12 protein-coding genes are annotated in these 15,974 nt (G+C 64.1%); 7 read left to right on the forward strand and 5 right to left on the reverse strand.

All coding sequences use genetic code 11. The features are described 5' to 3' along the window. Nucleotides 1–347: 347 nt before the first annotated feature. The 7 genes from QD172_RS04190 (at nt 348) to QD172_RS04220 (ending at nt 7,266) form a co-directional block, all read left to right on the forward strand. Complete coding sequence (locus tag QD172_RS04190) at nt 348–962, forward strand: CBS domain-containing protein (protein WP_065392490.1); 615 nt, start codon at nt 348–350, stop codon at nt 960–962. A gap of 219 nt (nt 963–1,181) precedes the next feature. Next, nucleotides 1,182–1,802: a hypothetical protein gene (locus QD172_RS04195; protein WP_176502757.1), complete on the forward strand. Its 621-nt coding sequence runs from the start codon at nt 1,182–1,184 to the stop codon at nt 1,800–1,802. Nucleotides 1,803–2,065: 263 nt separating this feature from the next. Further along, nucleotides 2,066–3,265: an MFS transporter gene (locus tag QD172_RS04200; protein WP_077372213.1), complete on the forward strand. Its 1,200-nt coding sequence runs from the start codon at nt 2,066–2,068 to the stop codon at nt 3,263–3,265. A gap of 418 nt (nt 3,266–3,683) precedes the next feature. Then, a complete protein-coding gene (locus tag QD172_RS04205) occupies nt 3,684–4,457 on the forward strand; it encodes a DUF969 domain-containing protein (protein ID WP_279855095.1) in 774 nt (257 codons plus the stop codon). Continuing rightward, entirely contained in the window at nt 4,454–5,365 is a 912-nt protein-coding gene (locus QD172_RS04210) for a DUF979 domain-containing protein (RefSeq protein ID WP_279855096.1), read from the forward strand. Before QD172_RS04205 ends, QD172_RS04210 begins: the two co-directional genes overlap by 4 nt. Nucleotides 5,366–5,443: 78 nt before the next feature. Next, nucleotides 5,444–6,103 (forward strand): pyroglutamyl-peptidase I, encoded by a 660-nt coding sequence (pcp, locus tag QD172_RS04215; protein ID WP_279855097.1) that lies wholly within the window; start codon nt 5,444–5,446, stop codon nt 6,101–6,103. A gap of 116 nt (nt 6,104–6,219) precedes the next feature. Then, nucleotides 6,220–7,266 carry an asparaginase gene (locus tag QD172_RS04220; protein WP_279855098.1) on the forward strand — a complete coding sequence of 349 codons (1,047 nt, stop codon included), beginning with the start codon at nt 6,220–6,222 and terminating at the stop codon, nt 7,264–7,266. A gap of 112 nt (nt 7,267–7,378) precedes the next feature. Here QD172_RS04220 and ppc read toward each other — a convergent pair whose 3' ends face one another. The 5 genes from ppc to cysM form a co-directional block, all read right to left on the reverse strand. Then, complete coding sequence (ppc, locus tag QD172_RS04225) at nt 7,379–10,027, reverse strand: phosphoenolpyruvate carboxylase (RefSeq protein WP_077372197.1); 2,649 nt, start codon at nt 10,025–10,027, stop codon at nt 7,379–7,381. Between the two features lie 307 nt (nt 10,028–10,334). Then, entirely contained in the window at nt 10,335–11,270 is a 936-nt protein-coding gene (mazG, locus tag QD172_RS04230) for a nucleoside triphosphate pyrophosphohydrolase (protein WP_077372194.1), read from the reverse strand. Further along, a complete protein-coding gene (gene relA, locus QD172_RS04235) occupies nt 11,267–13,531 on the reverse strand; it encodes a GTP diphosphokinase (RefSeq protein ID WP_077372191.1) in 2,265 nt (754 codons plus the stop codon). Before relA ends, mazG begins: the two co-directional genes overlap by 4 nt. A 56-nt stretch (nt 13,532–13,587) precedes the next feature. Beyond that, complete coding sequence (gene rlmD / locus QD172_RS04240) at nt 13,588–14,991, reverse strand: 23S rRNA (uracil(1939)-C(5))-methyltransferase RlmD (RefSeq protein ID WP_176492962.1); 1,404 nt, start codon at nt 14,989–14,991, stop codon at nt 13,588–13,590. After that, nucleotides 14,991–15,920: a cysteine synthase CysM gene (gene cysM, locus QD172_RS04245; protein WP_279855099.1), complete on the reverse strand. Its 930-nt coding sequence runs from the start codon at nt 15,918–15,920 to the stop codon at nt 14,991–14,993. Before cysM ends, rlmD begins: the two co-directional genes overlap by 1 nt. Nucleotides 15,921–15,974: the final 54 nt, after the last annotated feature.

Genomic DNA, 15,974 nt, shown 5'->3' on the forward strand with positions numbered 1-15,974 from the left:
CGGTGATGAGCTCACTGCCCCCTGCATGAACAAGGCACGACGTGATTCCTGATCCGGGAGGACGCCGTGCCTTGTCACATCCGGCCGTCATTCAGCGCAGGATCTTTCACACCCCCCGCCCCATCCGGCTTTCTTGCCAGTCACTTCGCCTCTGTTCCATCTTGCTCGCCTGCTGCCAGACAGCGTCTTTCCGCGCGCCAGTCACACGCCCGCCTCTCGAGCGGGGCCTTGCATCAGTGGTTGCGACAACAGCAACAAGTCGTTACTCCTGGTGCAGGAAACTCCCTTGATCAGCGTGACTCTCATCTTGCAGACGCTCATCGTTCATCAAGTATCGGAGTCATTCCATGAATGCCATCGCCCCATCTGCCTATCACACCCTCGAAGTGAAACCGCTTGAACAGGTCACCACCTCACGCCTGCCTCTCCAGCCTCTGGGCGACATCAACATGGACAGCCCCGCCAGCGAACTGCTGACCGATTTCTCGGTGACCGCGGGTCGCAGCATCCAGGGGAGCGCCTCCATCGGTCAGGCGCTGGCGACCATGAAACAGGCAGGCGTGCGTCTTCTGCTGGTGCATGATCACGACGGCACCTTCACCGGCGTCGTCACCTCCCGCGAGCTGCAGGGCGGGCGCGTGGTGATGCGGGCCATGACACGCTTCGATGTGCAGCGTGATGAAGTCACCGTCGACATGGTACAGGTGCCACGCGCCGAGCTGCACGGCATTGCCCTGTCAGTGCTCAAGCGCGCCAGGGTGGGCGATCTGGTCGAGACCCTGCGTCAGAGCGGAGAATCCCACCTGCTGGTCACGGAAGAGGACAGCGATGGCCACCCCTGCATCCGTGGTTTGATCGCGGCATCTCGTGTCGGGCAGGCCCTCGGACTCCACCTTGAGCATCCCCCGGAAGCCCGCAGCTTTGCCGACATCTGCCGGGCGGTACTTGGCAAGTACGAGTGACATGAGCACTTGGCACCAGACGCCTCAGCCCTTGTCATCAAAGACGCCCATGAATCCAGCGACAGGTTGCATAGATCACTGCGCCAGGGCGCTGGATTCAGGAAATCCTCGACAGGACGGCGTATGATATAGTCGACAGATATCGCTTCAACGCCATCCAACCCGTCTGGCGACCCGCCACTGAAAAGAGGCCAGAAGCTGCCAGAGAGGATTCCCGCCATGCCCTTGAGCTCATTGCGTAATCAACTGTTCAAGCAACGCCACGTCGAGGTGCTTGTCATCAAGCAGATCGACGGCGAACTGTTGCACGTCTGTGGCGTGGGTGTCCTGGAAGGGTCTGGCAGCGTCAACCACAAGCGACGTGAACTGTCCCGCGACAACCACGCCTTCCCGGTGCGCATGCATGAAGGCAACCAGGTCCTTCAACCCCAGGACTTCAATCGTCTGGTGTTGCTGGAAGAGGTACAGCTTCATCCTCGGGGCTGCCGTCCCAGGGAAGCCGTATCGCTGGAGGTGGAAGGCCACCGCTACCGCGTCGCCCATACCCCGATGCGCTGCTGGCACTTCAAGGGCCTGTTGAAGATCGAGCGTACCCAGCAGGGCCTGCTGCTGAGTACCGAGGACATGTCCCTGATTCGTGCCAAGGCGCTGCGTCGTCCCGCTGCCTCGTCAACCAGCAGCGTCTCGTCTGATCGCACGTCGCCGCTTTCCTCATGGCGCAACGGTGACACCAGGTCACGTACCGGGCAGCAAGGGCAGGGAGCTGGCACCACGCCACGCAAGACACCGCTTGAGCTCTACCCCGGGGCTCGCGAGCTGGAGCTCGAGCCGAAATACTGAGCCCCTCTCTGCAACCCGCCTTATCTCACAAGACGCCCAGCCCCTGCTGGGCGTCTTGCGTCGTGGATGCCAGATCGTGAATGGCAGGTCGTTCATTGCACGGCGTGCCTTGCATCATGGGTATTGCATATTGGTCGGAACCCGCAAGACAGTGCCGGAGGATGACGGTATTCTCGCAGAACTGTCCAAGCGTTCAGGAGGTTCACTGCCCCTGTCCGCCCGCGTATTCATGACTCTCCTTTACTTCAGGATAGGCCTGCCTCATGCGCCGAATGTCCGTCCCGCTGTTTCTGCTCATCCTGATACTGGTCGCCCTCAATCTACGACCGGCGCTGTCCTCGCTGGCTCCCCTGCTGGATCGCATCACGCAGGACCTTGGCCTGAGCACACTGGCCGCCGGCCTGCTGACGACTCTGCCGGTGATATGCCTGGGACTGTTCGCGCCACTGGCACCACGCCTGGCGGGGCGACTGGGGGCGGAGCGTACCTTGAGCCTGGCGCTTGTCATCCTGGGAATCGCCTTGTGGCTGCGCGCCAGCGACCTGACCCTCCTTCTCTATCTGGGGACCTTGCTGTGCGGCGGCAGTATCGGTATCGCGGGCACCCTGTTGCCCGCCATCGTCAAGCGCGAACATCCCGAGCGCGCTGACCTGTTCACCGGTGTCTACACCATGGCGCTATGCCTTGGCGCCGCCCTTGCCGCAGGGCTCAGTGTGCCGCTGGCCAACTGGCTGGACAGCTGGCAGGCCTCTTTGAGCTGCTGGGCATTGCTGGTGGTGATCGCCCTACCGGTCTGGCGTCTGAGCATGCCGCACCCCTGGCCTCGGCGCCTGCCGGCCGGCCAACATGACGCGCCACGCCTGTGGCACCTGCCATTGGCACGACAGATCACCTTCTTCATGGGCTGCCAGTCATCACTGGCGTATATCGTCTTCGGCTGGCTTCCGTTTCTGTTGCAACAACGTGGCTTGAGCGATGTCGAGGCCGGCTGGCTGATGGCCGCCTCGGTGATGGCCCAGGTACTCACTGCCCTGCTGGCGCCGGTGATCGGGCGCATGGGACGGGATCAGCGTCCCGCCATCCTGCTGCTGCTTGCCTGTTCGGCGGTCGGCTTGCTCGGCCTGATGGTCGGACCGCTGTCACTGCGCTGGCTGTTCGCCGTACTGCTGGGCTTTGGTCAAGGAGGCAGCTTCTCGATGGCGCTGACCTTGCTGGTACTGCGCAGCAACGACGCTCGCCTGGCCGGGGCGCTGTCGGGAATGGCGCAAGGCACCGGCTACATGCTGGCGGCGCTCGGCCCGCTGGCGGTGGGCATACTGCTTGAATTCACCAATGACCTTGACGTGATCGCCTCGCTGTTCGCGCTGATTCTCATCGCCGCCGCAGCGCTGGGTCTCAAGGTCGGGAGACGTCAGCGCATCTGTCTGCGCGATGATGGCAGCCCCGAGGTCATCGACGGCTGAGTCCTATGCTGCGCATTCTTCATCTCTTCCCTGCCCCGCCCTTTTGCCCAAGCGGTTGCACGCGCTGACGTGATGTTCGAGCGTGCGCCCGGCGAGGCCTGTTGACGCGAGCGTCCCGCTCCGGCATTCACACGCTGACGTGCTGATGTCTGCCTGCCTGATATCGACCAGACCTGTCATGCACCTCAAAGTGATAGATTATATCGATTCAACAATTACGATTAATTTATATATTCCGAATGTCTCATTTGGATTATTCCTGCCTGACCCTACCCTCTGAGCTCGCGTAGTAAAACAACGTACTTCACGGTACCTACTTCGCGGCACGTACTTCACAACAACAAGCTCACACTCAGAGGTGTAAGCCCATGTCCTGCCCCCGCAACAGACTGTCCTCCTCAGGCTCGGGAGATATCACATGTTGTCATTGATCGGCGTCGCCATCATCGTGGTCGGTCTGGCACTGCGCTTGAACGCTCTGCTGGTGGTCCTGGTGGCAGGCTTTGCCTCGGGACTCGTGGCCGGCATGACGCCCACCGAGATCCTCGGCGCCCTCGGCCAGGCCTTTACCGACAACCGCGCCGTGTCACTCTTCATCATCACCCTGCCGGTCATTGGCCTGCTGGAGCGCAATGGCCTGCGTGACCAGGCCGAGCATCTCGTGCAGAAGCTGCGTGCCGCCAGTGCCGGCCGCATCACCCTGAGCTACCTGCTGCTGCGCAAGGTGACCAACGCCTTCGGGCTGCAGCTGGGTGGGCACCCGGCGATGATCCGTCCGCTGGTCGCGCCGATGTCGGTCGGTGCCGCCGAGCGCGACCTCTCCGAGGAAGCCGTGGCCTCCCCCCGCTTCAAGACCCTGAGCCAGCGCATCCGGGTACTCAATGCCGTCAGCGAGAACTTCGGCAACTTCTTCAGTCAGCTGATCTTCGTCGCCTCGGGCGGCCTGCTGCTGATCAAGAGCGTGCTGGACAAGAGCGGCACCAGCGTCAGTCTCGCGGACATGGCGCTCTATGCCATTCCTACCGCACTCGTCTCGCTGGTCGTGGTCTTCATCCTGTGTCGCGGGCTGGACAAGCGCATCCAGCAGGAGCATCGACTGCTGCGCGAGGAGTATCCCGCCTCCCCTTCGCAGGCAACCCCCGCGTCAGCCCCTGACAGCTACACCACTCCCATGACGGAGAGCCACTCATGAGCGGTATCGATGCCCTTTACCTGATCACCGGCTTCGCCGTCATGGTGTTTGCCCTCCTGACCCTGACCGACCGCGACCACCCGCGTCGCCTTGGCACCAGCGCCTTCTGGATTATCTTCGGGATCAGCCTGGCCTTCGGCCAGTGGCTGCCCAACGTCGTGGTCGGCCTCGCCATGCTCGCCATGGCGCTGCTGGCCGCCACCGGTCAGCTCGGCTTCGGCAATTACGGACAGCTCAGCGATGAAGCCCGCCAGCAGCGCCGCCAACGCCTGGGGTCTCGGCTGTTCATTCCGGCACTGGTGATTCCCATCGGCACCTTCCTCTACACCCTCACCACCGGGCAGAGCGCACTGGTCGGGCTGGGGCTTGCGACCGTGCTAGCGTTTGCCGTTGCCCTGCTGCTGCTGCGTGAGCGCCCCGGCACCGGCATGCAGGAAGGTCGTCGCCTGGCGGATGCCATCGGCTGGGCCGCCATCCTGCCGCAGTTCCTGGCCGCGCTCGGTCTGCTGTTCGATCAGGCCGGTGTCGGCCAGACCATCGCGGGGCTGGTCTCAAGCGTGGTTCCCGATACCAGTCTCATCGCCTGCGTGATCGCCTACTGTGTCGGCATGGCCGTGTTCACCATGCTGATGGGCAACGGCTTCGCCGCCTTCGCCGTCATCACCTCCGGGATCGGCTATCCGCTGGTCATCGCCCTGCATGGTGGCAATCCCGCCATCGTCGGCGTGCTGGGGATGCTGTCGGGCTATTGCGGCACGCTGATGACGCCCATGGCCGCCAATTTCAACATCGTGCCGGCGGCGCTGCTGGAGCTGGATGATCGCTATCACATCATCCGCGCCCAGATCATTCCGGCGCTGGTGATGCTGATGGCCAACATCAGCCTGATGCTGCTGCTGGCCTTCTGATTCGTTCTCATGCTTACCCGCGCATCGATCACCGCCAGCAGTGGCCTGCGGTGATCGATGCCAGTCAAGGAGTCTCCCATGTCCCGTCTGCTTCTCTGTGGTTTCGAGCCCTTCGGCAACGACAGCGTCAATCCGGCACTCAAGATCATCGAGCAGCTGGAGGGTCAGACCCTGGCCCTGCCGAATGGCTCATCGGACAGTGTCGAGATACGCACCTGCCGCGTGCCGGTGACGCGCTACGCCGCGATCGAGAGCGTGGTGGAGGCCATCGAGCGTCACGCCCCCGATACCGTGATCATGCTGGGCCAGGCGAGTGGTCGCAGCGCCATCACGCCGGAGCGCGTCGCCATCAATCTGGATGACTACCGCATCAAGGACAATGGCGGACACCAGCCGGTGGATGAACCCATCGAGACCGGTGGCCCGGATGCCTGCTTCACGACTCTGCCCATCAAGGCGATGGTCAATGATCTGCAGGCAGCGGGACTGCCGGCCAGCGTCTCCTATACCGCCGGCACCTTCGTCTGCAACCATCTGTTCTACGGCGTGCAGCGCCATCTGGCGGACAGTCCGATCCGCTCCGGCTTCGTGCATATTCCGGCACTCCCCGAGCAGAGCCTCGATGGCCGACTGCCGACCATGAGCCTGGAGAGCCTGCTGGAAGGCGTGCGCGTCCTCTGCATCAGCGCCATGACCCATCAGCAGGATGTGCGCATCGGCGGTGGCAACATCAGCTAGCCCTTCCGCCACCACCGCACTCGCTGCTGACCTGGTCATCCCCTTGGCAGCACGTCTCACCCGCCAGCCGGCATGCGTTACAATGCCGGCTTTCCCATTTCTGGCAGGTGGATACGATGACTCCCGAGACACACATCCTGGTGCTATATACCGGCGGTACGCTGGGCATGGTCGAAAGCGAGCAGGGCCTGGTGCCGGCCGGAGACTTCGATGCGCGTCTGCGAGCAGCGCTGGAGGATCTGCCGCCCAGTCGTCGTGGCCGTCTGCCCGCCTTCACCCTGCGCGAATTCCCGCAACTGATCGACTCCTCCTCGGCGACGCCCGCTGACTGGCAGCAGATCGCGGGCGAGATCGCCGATGCCTATGACAGCTTCGATGGCTTCGTGGTGCTGCAGGGCACCGACACCCTCGCCTGGACGGCGTCAAGCCTCGCCTTCCAGCTCAAGGGCACCGCCCGCCCGGTGATCGTCAGTGGTGCCCAGCTGCCACTGGAGGCCGACGGCAGCGATGCTCTTGCCAATGTCGAACTGGCCCTCACCGCCGCCGCCCAATCGACCCTCAATGAGGTGGTGGTCGCCTTCGGCGGTCAGCTGCTGCGCGGCGTGTGCACCCGCAAGTGGTATACCCAGGATCACCGCGGCTTCACCACTCCCAATGCCCCCCTGCTGGGCGAGTGGGTCGATGACCGTGTGGTGGTCTATCCAGGCCGCCTGATGGATGACCAGGGGCCGGCCTTCGAATTGCCGGATTACGCCTGCCTCGGCCAGGATGCCGTCATCCGCCTGCCGCTCTACCCCGGCATCAGCGCCGAGAGCGTACGAGTGCAGTTGCTGCGCAGCGAAGTGAAGGGCGCGGTGCTGGAATTGTGGGGCAGCGGCAATCTGCCGGCGGGCGCCGAGCTTCTGGGCGTGCTGGCCGATGCGCGCGGCGAAGGCAAGCTGCTGGCCGGCATCAGCCAGTGTCCGCATGGCCCGGTCAGCATCGGCCACTATGCGGCAGGCGCGGGCCTTGCCACCATCGGGGTACTGTCCGGTGATGACATGACGCTGGAGGCCGCCTTCACCAAGCTGCTGCACCTGGTCGCGCTCAATCAGGATGAGGACTGGCAGCGGGAACGTTTCCTGATGCCATGGGTAGGAGAGCGCGCCAGCGGCCTGCTGTAATCAGATACCACCGTTAGCTTCATGACAACGAAAAGCCCCGACAGGCATGCCTGTCGGGGCTTTTTCATGCAGTGACTCAAGACTGGCCGACGCGATATCGTCAGCCGCCGCCTCAGCCGGTGTTGCGCAGACCGGCCGAGATACCAGCCATGGTCACCATCAGGGCGCGCGACAGCTCGGCGGAGATGGCGCCATCGGCGTCCCGGTTGCGCTGCAGAAGCTCGGCCTGCAGGCCATGCAGCGGGTCGATGTAGGGGTTGCGCACATCGATGGCCTGACGGATCAGCGGCATGTGCTCCAGCAGCGTCTGTTGATCGCGGATCTCCAGCACCACCTTCTCCAGACGCTCGAGACGATCACGCAGCGACTGCCCCAGCTCCTTGAGCGCAGGCTCATCCACTAGACGTTGCTCGTAGTAGGCCGCCGTCGAGAGATCCGCCTTGGACAGCAGCATCTCCAGCATGTCGACATAGGTGGAGAAGAACGGCCAGTCGTTCATCATCTCGCGCAGGATTTCCAGCCCACCCTCTTCCTCGAGCCGATTGGCGAAGGCTTCGCCACTGCCAAGCCACGCCGGCAGCATCAGACGAATCTGGGTCCAGGCGAAGATCCACGGGATTGCCCGCAATGTCTCGACACCGCCATCCTGACGACGCTTGGCCGGGCGTGACCCCAGCGGCAGGCGCGCCAGTGCCGTCTCCGGCGTGACCGAGCGGAAGTAAGGCACGAAGTTCGGGTCCTCGCGCACCACTCCGACATAGGCCTTGTGCGCGACGTCCGCGAGACGATTCATCTCGTCGCGCCATTCCTGACGCGGGGCGGGCGGCGGCAGCAGGCTGGCTTCGAGGACCGCACAGACATAGATCTCCATCGAGCGGCTGGCGATGTCCGGCAGGCCGAACTTGAAGCGGATCATCTCGCCCTGCTCGGTCACGCGCAGGGAACCGGTCACCGAGCCCGGCGGCTGCGAGAGGATCGCCGCATGTGCCGGACCGCCCCCGCGACCCACCGTGCCGCCACGACCATGGAAGAGCGTCAGTTCGACGCCGTGCCGCTTGGTGACATCCACCAGCGTCTCCTGGGCACGATACTGTGCCCAGGCCGCCGCCAGCTGGCCGGCATCCTTGGCGGAGTCGGAATAGCCGATCATCACTTCCTGACGATTGCCGGCGTGCTTGCGATAGATCGGCATGCCCAGCAGCGTGTCGATGACCGGGCCGGAGCGATCCAGGTCGTCCAGGGTCTCGAACAGCGGCGCGATGGGCAGGCGCACATCACCGCCCACCTCCTTCATCAGCAGCGCCACCGCCAGTACATCGGAGGCCTGGCCCGCCATCGAGATGATGTAGGTGCCCAGCGCCTCACGGTGTTCACGCGCGATGACCTTGAAGGTATCCAGCACTTCGCGGGTATCGGTGGAGCACTCCCAATGACGCGGGATCAAGGGGCGCTGACCGCCCAGCTCCCTGGCGAGGAATTCACAGCGCTTCTGCTCATCCCACTCGAAGTAGCTGCCCATGCCCAGCGACTGGGTCAGCTCGTCGAGCACCTGGGCGTGGCGCGTACTTTCCTGACGGATGTCGAGCTTGGTGAGAGTCACGCCGAAACAGGCCACGCGGCGCAGCGTGTCGAGCAAGGCGCCATTGGCGATGGTGTCCAGTCCCACGTCACACAGCGAGCGGTAGCAGGCCAGCAGCGGTGCATAGAGCTGCTCACGCGTCTCGATGATGTCGAGCCCCTCGTGACGCTTGCCGTCCAGGCCAGCCTTGGCCCAGTCACGGGTGCTTTCCATGCGCAGGATCAGACGCCGCAGGATCTCGCGGTAAGGTTCCGCCACGTCGCCGGCCTCGGCACGCAGCGCCGCGGAGCACTTCCACATGGAGAGCTCGGACTTGAGCTGCTCGAGATCCCGCAGGTAGAGATCCGCCGCCATCCAGCGACCCAGCAGCAGCACGGTGCGGGTGACCCGCGCGGTGACATTCGGGTTGCCATCGCGGTCGCCCCCCATCCAGGAGGCGAAGCGCAGCGGCGCGGCGTCCAGCGGCAGACGCTCGCCGGCCGCCTCCAGCGTCATCTCGTCCAGCTGACGATGGAAGTCCGGCACCGCCTGCCACAGCGAATTCTCGATGGTGGCAAAGCCCCACTTGGCCTCGTCCACCGGGGTCGGGCGCTCGTGACGGATCTCGTCGGTATGCCAGGCCTGGCTGATCAGCTCAGAGAGGCGTGCACGCGCGAGCGTCGCCTGTTCCGGGCGATCACAGGCACCTTCCATCTGGGTCAGGCAGCCTTCGATGGCATCGTACTTCTGGATCAGGGTACGGCGGATGACTTCCGTCGGGTGGGCCGTTAGCACCAGCTCGACGCGCATCGCCGACAGCTCCTCGACGATCTTCTGGGCACTGAAGCCACGCTCACGGATACGCGTGATCAGCTCGCCCAGATCCGGCTGACTGCCGGGACGATAATCCTCGACACGCTTGAAGCGGCCGCGGTAGTGCTGCTCGGCGATGTTGGAAAGATTCAGAAACTGATTGAAGGCGCGGGTGACCGGCAGCAGATCGCTGTCGGGAAGGTCGCGCAGGTAATCGATCAACTCGCGACGGGCCGCGAGGTCGCCTTGCTGGCCTTTCTTGGCCAGGGCGCGAATGCGTTCGATACGCTCGACGAAGTCATCGCCGAGATCGGCCGCGATGGTCTGGCCGAGGTTGTCCCCGAGAATGCGCACATTGTCGCGCAACGATTCATGCAGGTCGTGACTCATGCAACCCTCCTTGGGAGTGACGGTGCCGCCGCGGGAATCATCCCCTGTCATCAGGGGCATTCAGTTGACAGATCCATGACGGGCTCGCGGCCCGTCGCAAGCCCTGCGCCACCTGACACGGAGACTGGCACAGAGATCTGACGCATGCCCCAAACGAAAGGCCCGCGGCGCAGCAGACCGGAAAGCAGGACAAGGCACTTGCCCTGATCGCTTACCATCAGCATACGACCGCGGGCCTTGGCTCCACAATCCGACTATCGCGTAAACTTACTACATTTTCTTTCTGCCGCCCGACGACGGCATCACATCACCTGACAAGCGGAGTCACCGCACGCGCGTTCGACGAGCCATCCTCGAGGCTCTCGGACTGACTGGCCGCCCGCTCCCGGCGCTTGGCCTCATCCCAGTGCGCATCCATCTCGGCGAGACTGGCCTCCTTCAGCGAACGCCCCTCTGCCGCAATCGCGGCTTCCACATGACGGAACCGGGAAGCGAAACGGGCATTGGTCGCCCGCAGCTGCTGCTCCGGGTCCGCCTTGAGCGTCCGCGCCAGATTGACCACCGCGAACAGCAGATCCCCCACCTCCTCACGCGCATGGGCCTCATCGCCCTCGGCCAGCGCTTCCTCGACCTCGCCGAGTTCCTCGCGGATCTTGTCCAGCACACCGGCAGTGTCCGGCCAGTCAAAGCCCGAACGTGAGGCCTTCTTCGAGAGCTTGGCCGCCCGCGTCAGCGCCGGCAGGCCCAGCGGCACGCCATCCAGCACGCTGACGTCAGCGGCCTGGCTGGCAGATGGCTCGCCGGACTCCTGCTGCTTGAGGGTCTCCCACTGGGCATTGAGCGACCCTGCGTCCACCTCATGCGTGGCGATGCCCTCACGGCGCGAAGCCAGGGTGCCATCCGGGAAGACATGCGGATGGCGGCGCAGCATCTTCTCGGTGAGCACATGGATGACGTCATGGAAGTCGAAACGCTGCTGCTCGCTGGCGATCTGGGCGTAGAACACGCCCTGAAAGAGCAGGTCGCCCAGCTCCGCCGGCAGCTCGTCGAGCACCTCGGCATCTGCCGCGGCCCGCTCGATCACGTCGGCGACTTCATAGGCCTCCTCCAGGGTGTGCGGCACCAGGCTCGCGTAGTCCTGCTTCAGATCCCACGGACAGCCGTACTGCGGGTCACGCAGCACGGCCATCAGGGTCAGCAGGTCCTCAAGGCCATGGCGTCCGGGGGGAGTTGCGGCACTCATGACTTGTTGCCACCGACCCGCAGGCGCTTGACGTCGATGATGTTGGGCAGCTGCTGGATACGTGCGAACACGCGTCCCAGCACATCGAGGTTCTCGACCTCCAGCGTGATCCTGAGCGTGGCGATGTTGTCGAGCTGGTCGGTGCGCGTATTGACCGACAGCACATTGACCTTGTCGCCACTGAGCACATTGGTGACATCGCGCAGGAGCCCCGAGCGGTCCCAGGCCTGGATCTCGATATCCACCGGATACTGGCTGCGTGACCGCTGGCCCCAGTCGACATCGACGATGCGCCGCGGCTCGTCCGAGCGCAGCTGGATCAGGTTCGGGCAGTCCTGACGATGCACCGTCACGCCACGCCCCTGGGTGATGAAGCCGGCGATCTGATCCCCCGGCACCGGATGGCAGCAGTTGGCCATGGTGGTCTTCAGGTTGCCGACCCCCAGCACCATGACGGCGTCCGGCTTCTCCTTGCCCTGCGGCTTGCGCTGACGCAGCAGGCGCTCGAGCTGCTCCTGATCATCGGTGTCGCCGAACAGCTGCTGCGCCTGATGCAGCACCTGGCCGACCCGCAGGTCCCCCGCGCCGATGGCGGCGTACATGTCATCACGCGTCGGATAGTTGACGGCGTTGGCCAGCTTGTCGCGATCAAGGTTCTCCAGCGCCAGACGCGAGAATTCCTTCTCGAGCAGCGCCTTGCCCTCGTCGACGTTCTGATCCCGCGCCTGGAGCTTGAACCAGGTCTGGATCTTGGCGCGAGCGCGCGAGGTGCGCACATAGCCCAGATTGGGGTTGAGCCAGTCACGACTCGGCCCGCCCTTGGTGGCCGTCAGGATCTCGACCTGCTGGCCGGTCTTGAGCTTGTAGGTCAGCGGCACGATACGGCCGTCAACCTTGGCACCACGACAGCGATGCCCCACCTCGGTGTGCACGCGATAGGCGAAGTCGATGGGCGTAGCGATCTTGGGCAGATCGATGACGTGCCCTTCCGGCGTGAAGACATAGATGCGATCAGGCGCCACGTCGGAACTCAGGCCCTGACGGATGGACTCCTGTCCTCCGCTCTCGCCGACCTCGTCCTGCCATTCGAGCACCTGACGCAACCAGGCGATCTTGTCCTCGTAGCTGCGACTCTTGTGACCGACGTCGTGGCCCTTGTAACGCCAGTGGGCACACACGCCCAGCTCCGCCTCCTCGTGCATGTCGAAGGTGCGGATCTGGATCTCGATGACCTTGTTGCTGGGCCCGACCACTGCGGTGTGCAGCGACTGATAGCCATTCTTCTTCGGGTTGGCGATGTAGTCATCGAACTCGTGAGGCACGTGGTGCCAGCGCGAGTGGACGATGCCCAATGCCGTATAGCAGTCACTGACGGTGCCGACGAGAATCCGCACCGCACGCACGTCATACACCTGCGAGAAGGCGATGCGCTTGATCTTCATCTTCCGCCAGATGGAGTAGATGTGCTTGGCGCGGCCGGCGACATCGAAGTGCTTGATGCCCTGATCGCGCATCAGACTGCGCATCTCGACCAGCAGATCGGCGATGTAATGCTCGCGCTCCAGACGCTTCTCGGCCAGCTGCTTGGCGATGTTCTTGTATTCGGTCTCCTCGCGGTAGCGGAAGGACAGATCCTCCAGCTCCCACTTGAGCTGACCGATGCCAAGACGGTGAGCCAGCGGACCATAGATGTCGAAGACCTCATTGGCGACCCGCATGCGCTTCTCGCGCGGCGCATCCTTGACGTGACGCAGGGCGACGGTGCGCTCGGCGATCTTGATCAGCGCGATGCGCACGTCATCGATCATCGACACCAGCATCTTGCGCAGGTTGTCCTGTTGATCGTGCTGCGCCATGCCATGACTGGGCGCCTGCAACTGACTGATGGCGGCCATGTTGAGCACGCCCTCGATCAGACGTGCCACCTCGGCACCGAAGTGCTTGTCGATGGCCTCAAGCCCCAGGTGCCCCTCACGCACCGCGCGATAGAGCACTGCCGCCACCAGCGCAGGCTGGTCGAGCTTCAGCTCCGAGAGGATATCCGCCATCTCGAGACTGAAGCGGAAACTGACCAGCGGCTCACGCCAGGGCTTGTCGCCACGCGCATCCGCCTCACGCGCCACCTTCAATGCGACTTCACAGGCTCGCACCATGACCTCGGCATTCACCGACGGGACCTCCTCGCGCAGTCGCGCGACCCACACCGGGATGTCCACACCACCGCTATCGGTCAGCGGCTGATCTTCGCGCACCTTGACCATGACCCTATGTCCTTGAATATCTTGCCATCTTGATGACAGCGCCCGGGGGCGCCGTCTCAGTCTTCCATCCGCTCCAGCAGCAGCATCGATTCCAGATGTGCCGTGTGAACGAACATGTCCGCCATCAGCGCACGCGTGACACGATAGCCGGCGTCGGTGAGCATCTTCACGTCACGCATCAACGTGGTCGGGTCACAGGCGATGTACAGCACCCGTGCGGGTGCATGGGAGACCTTCCCGGCATGCAGGTGACGTGCCAGCTCATCGCATAGAGGCTGAGCGCCATCGCGCGGCGGGTCCAGTACCAGAAGGTCGATACCCTCGAGTGATGGCAGCGCACGACTGAGGTCGGCGCGTCGAGCGCTCACCTGAGGCAGCGCGTTGTGCTCGGCATTGGCGATCAGCTGATCCACCATGCCCTGGCTGCCTTCGATGCCGGTTACCTTCGCGGCCCCCGCTGCCGCCACGGCCAGCGTGAGATTGCCGACTCCGGCATAGAGGTCCATGACCGCAAGGCCACTGACATCGCCCAGCCAGTCCAGCGCCGTATCCACCAGGCGCTGATTGAGCGCGGCATTGACCTGCACGAAGTCACCCGGCGAGAAGGCGAGACGCAGTGTCCGCTCGCCGACGCGCACGGAGTAGGCGGCGTCCGGCGTGCCGGCCAGCCATTCCAGCACCACCGGATCACGCCCGACTCGCCAGCCGACCACCAGCCCATGCTGTTCGGCAAAGGCCTGCCAGCGCTCGGCATCACGCGGCACGGCCTTGAGCTGTCGAATCACCAGGATGACCTGGTCATCCGCGGCCGTCAGCTCCAGATGGCCCAGACGCTTGGGCGCTTCCAGCGTATTGATCAGCTCGCGCAGCGGCGTGATCAGTCGATCCAGCGCCGGCACCAGCACGCTGCAGCTCTGGATATCCACCAGCTGATTGCTGCCACGGCCGCGGAAGCCCAGCTGGATCTCGCCGCTGTCCGTGACGCGCACCCCGAGGCGTGCACGCCGACGATAACGATGCTCGTCCTCGCCCAGTGGCTGGATATCCGCCAGCGCCACGCCATTGCGCTGTGCATGCTCACTGAGCACCTGCACCTTGTGGGTGCGCTGGGCCGGCAATGCCATGTGCTGGAGATCACAACCACCACAGGTGCCGAAGTGTGCACACGGCGGCGTCACGCGACTCTCGGCAGCATTGTCCCGCGAGCGCACATGCGCCTCGTTGAAGCGCTTGTGGGTACGGTGGATGGCCAGCGTGACCCGCTCACCGGGCAAGGCCTGGTCGATGAACTGGGTCTTGCCGTTCTCGTCATGCGCGACGCCTCGCCCATCATGCGCCAGACGTTCCACCGTCAGCCATTGGCTGTCGGCATCACTGACGTTGCGCGTCTCGCGACTGGCCACTTCCTTCTCACGACGCGTCGGCTTGCGCGCTGGGCGTTTCTGTCCGAGCAGTGCCATCAGAGGTCATCTCCGTGGGTGTAGAGGCCGGTCGACAGATAGCGGTCGCCACGGTCACAGACGATGAACACGATCACCGCGTTCTCGACCTGCTCCGCCACCGTGAGCGCCCCTGCCAGGGCGCCGCCGGAGGACACGCCCGCCAGAATGCCTTCCTCACGCGCCAGACGGCGCATGCAGACTTCGGCGTCCCGCTGAGCGATATCCAGGGTGCGGTCGATGCGCGAGGCATCGAAGATGCGCGGCAGATAGGCCTCGGGCCAACGACGGATGCCGGCGATGCTGGCGCCGTCCGCCGGTTGCAGTCCCACGATCTCGATGGCGGGATTCTGCTCCTTGAGATAGCGCGAGGTACCCATGATGGTGCCGGTCGTGCCCATGGAGGAGACGAAATGCGTGATGCGTCCCTGAGTCTGTTGCCAGAGTTCCGGTCCGGTGGTGCGGTAGTGCGCCAGGGGATTGTCCTGATTGGCGAACTGATCAAGGGCCTTGCCCTCGCCACGCGCGATCATCCCATCGGCGATGTCCCGCGCGTGCTCCATGTTGTCTGCCTCGATCAGCGTCGCGCCATACGCGCCCATGGCCTGCTTGCGCTCGCTGGAGGCAGTGGAGGGCATCACCAGCACCATGCGGTAGCCCTTGATGGCCGCGACCATCGCCAGCGCGATGCCGGTGTTGCCGGAGGTGGCTTCCACCAGGGTGTCACCGGGCTGGATCTCGCCGCGAGCCTCGGCTTCATTGAACATCGAAAGCGCCGGACGATCCTTCACGGAACCCGCGGGATTGTGGCCTTCCAGCTTGGCCAGCAAGACGTTGTTGCGACCGGCGGTGATACGCGTCAGGCGTACCAACGGCGTATTGCCGACGACATCGGCAAGACTGGGGAATTCAGTCGCGGCAAGATCCGCGGCGTCACTGACATGAGACATGAGGGGCAGACTCCAAGGACGCGCCCGGATACTCCGATGCTGACCGTCAGGAGG

The sequence above is a fragment of the Cobetia sp. 10Alg 146 genome, assembly GCF_029846385.1.
Lineage (GTDB): Bacteria > Pseudomonadota > Gammaproteobacteria > Pseudomonadales > Halomonadaceae > Cobetia > Cobetia marina.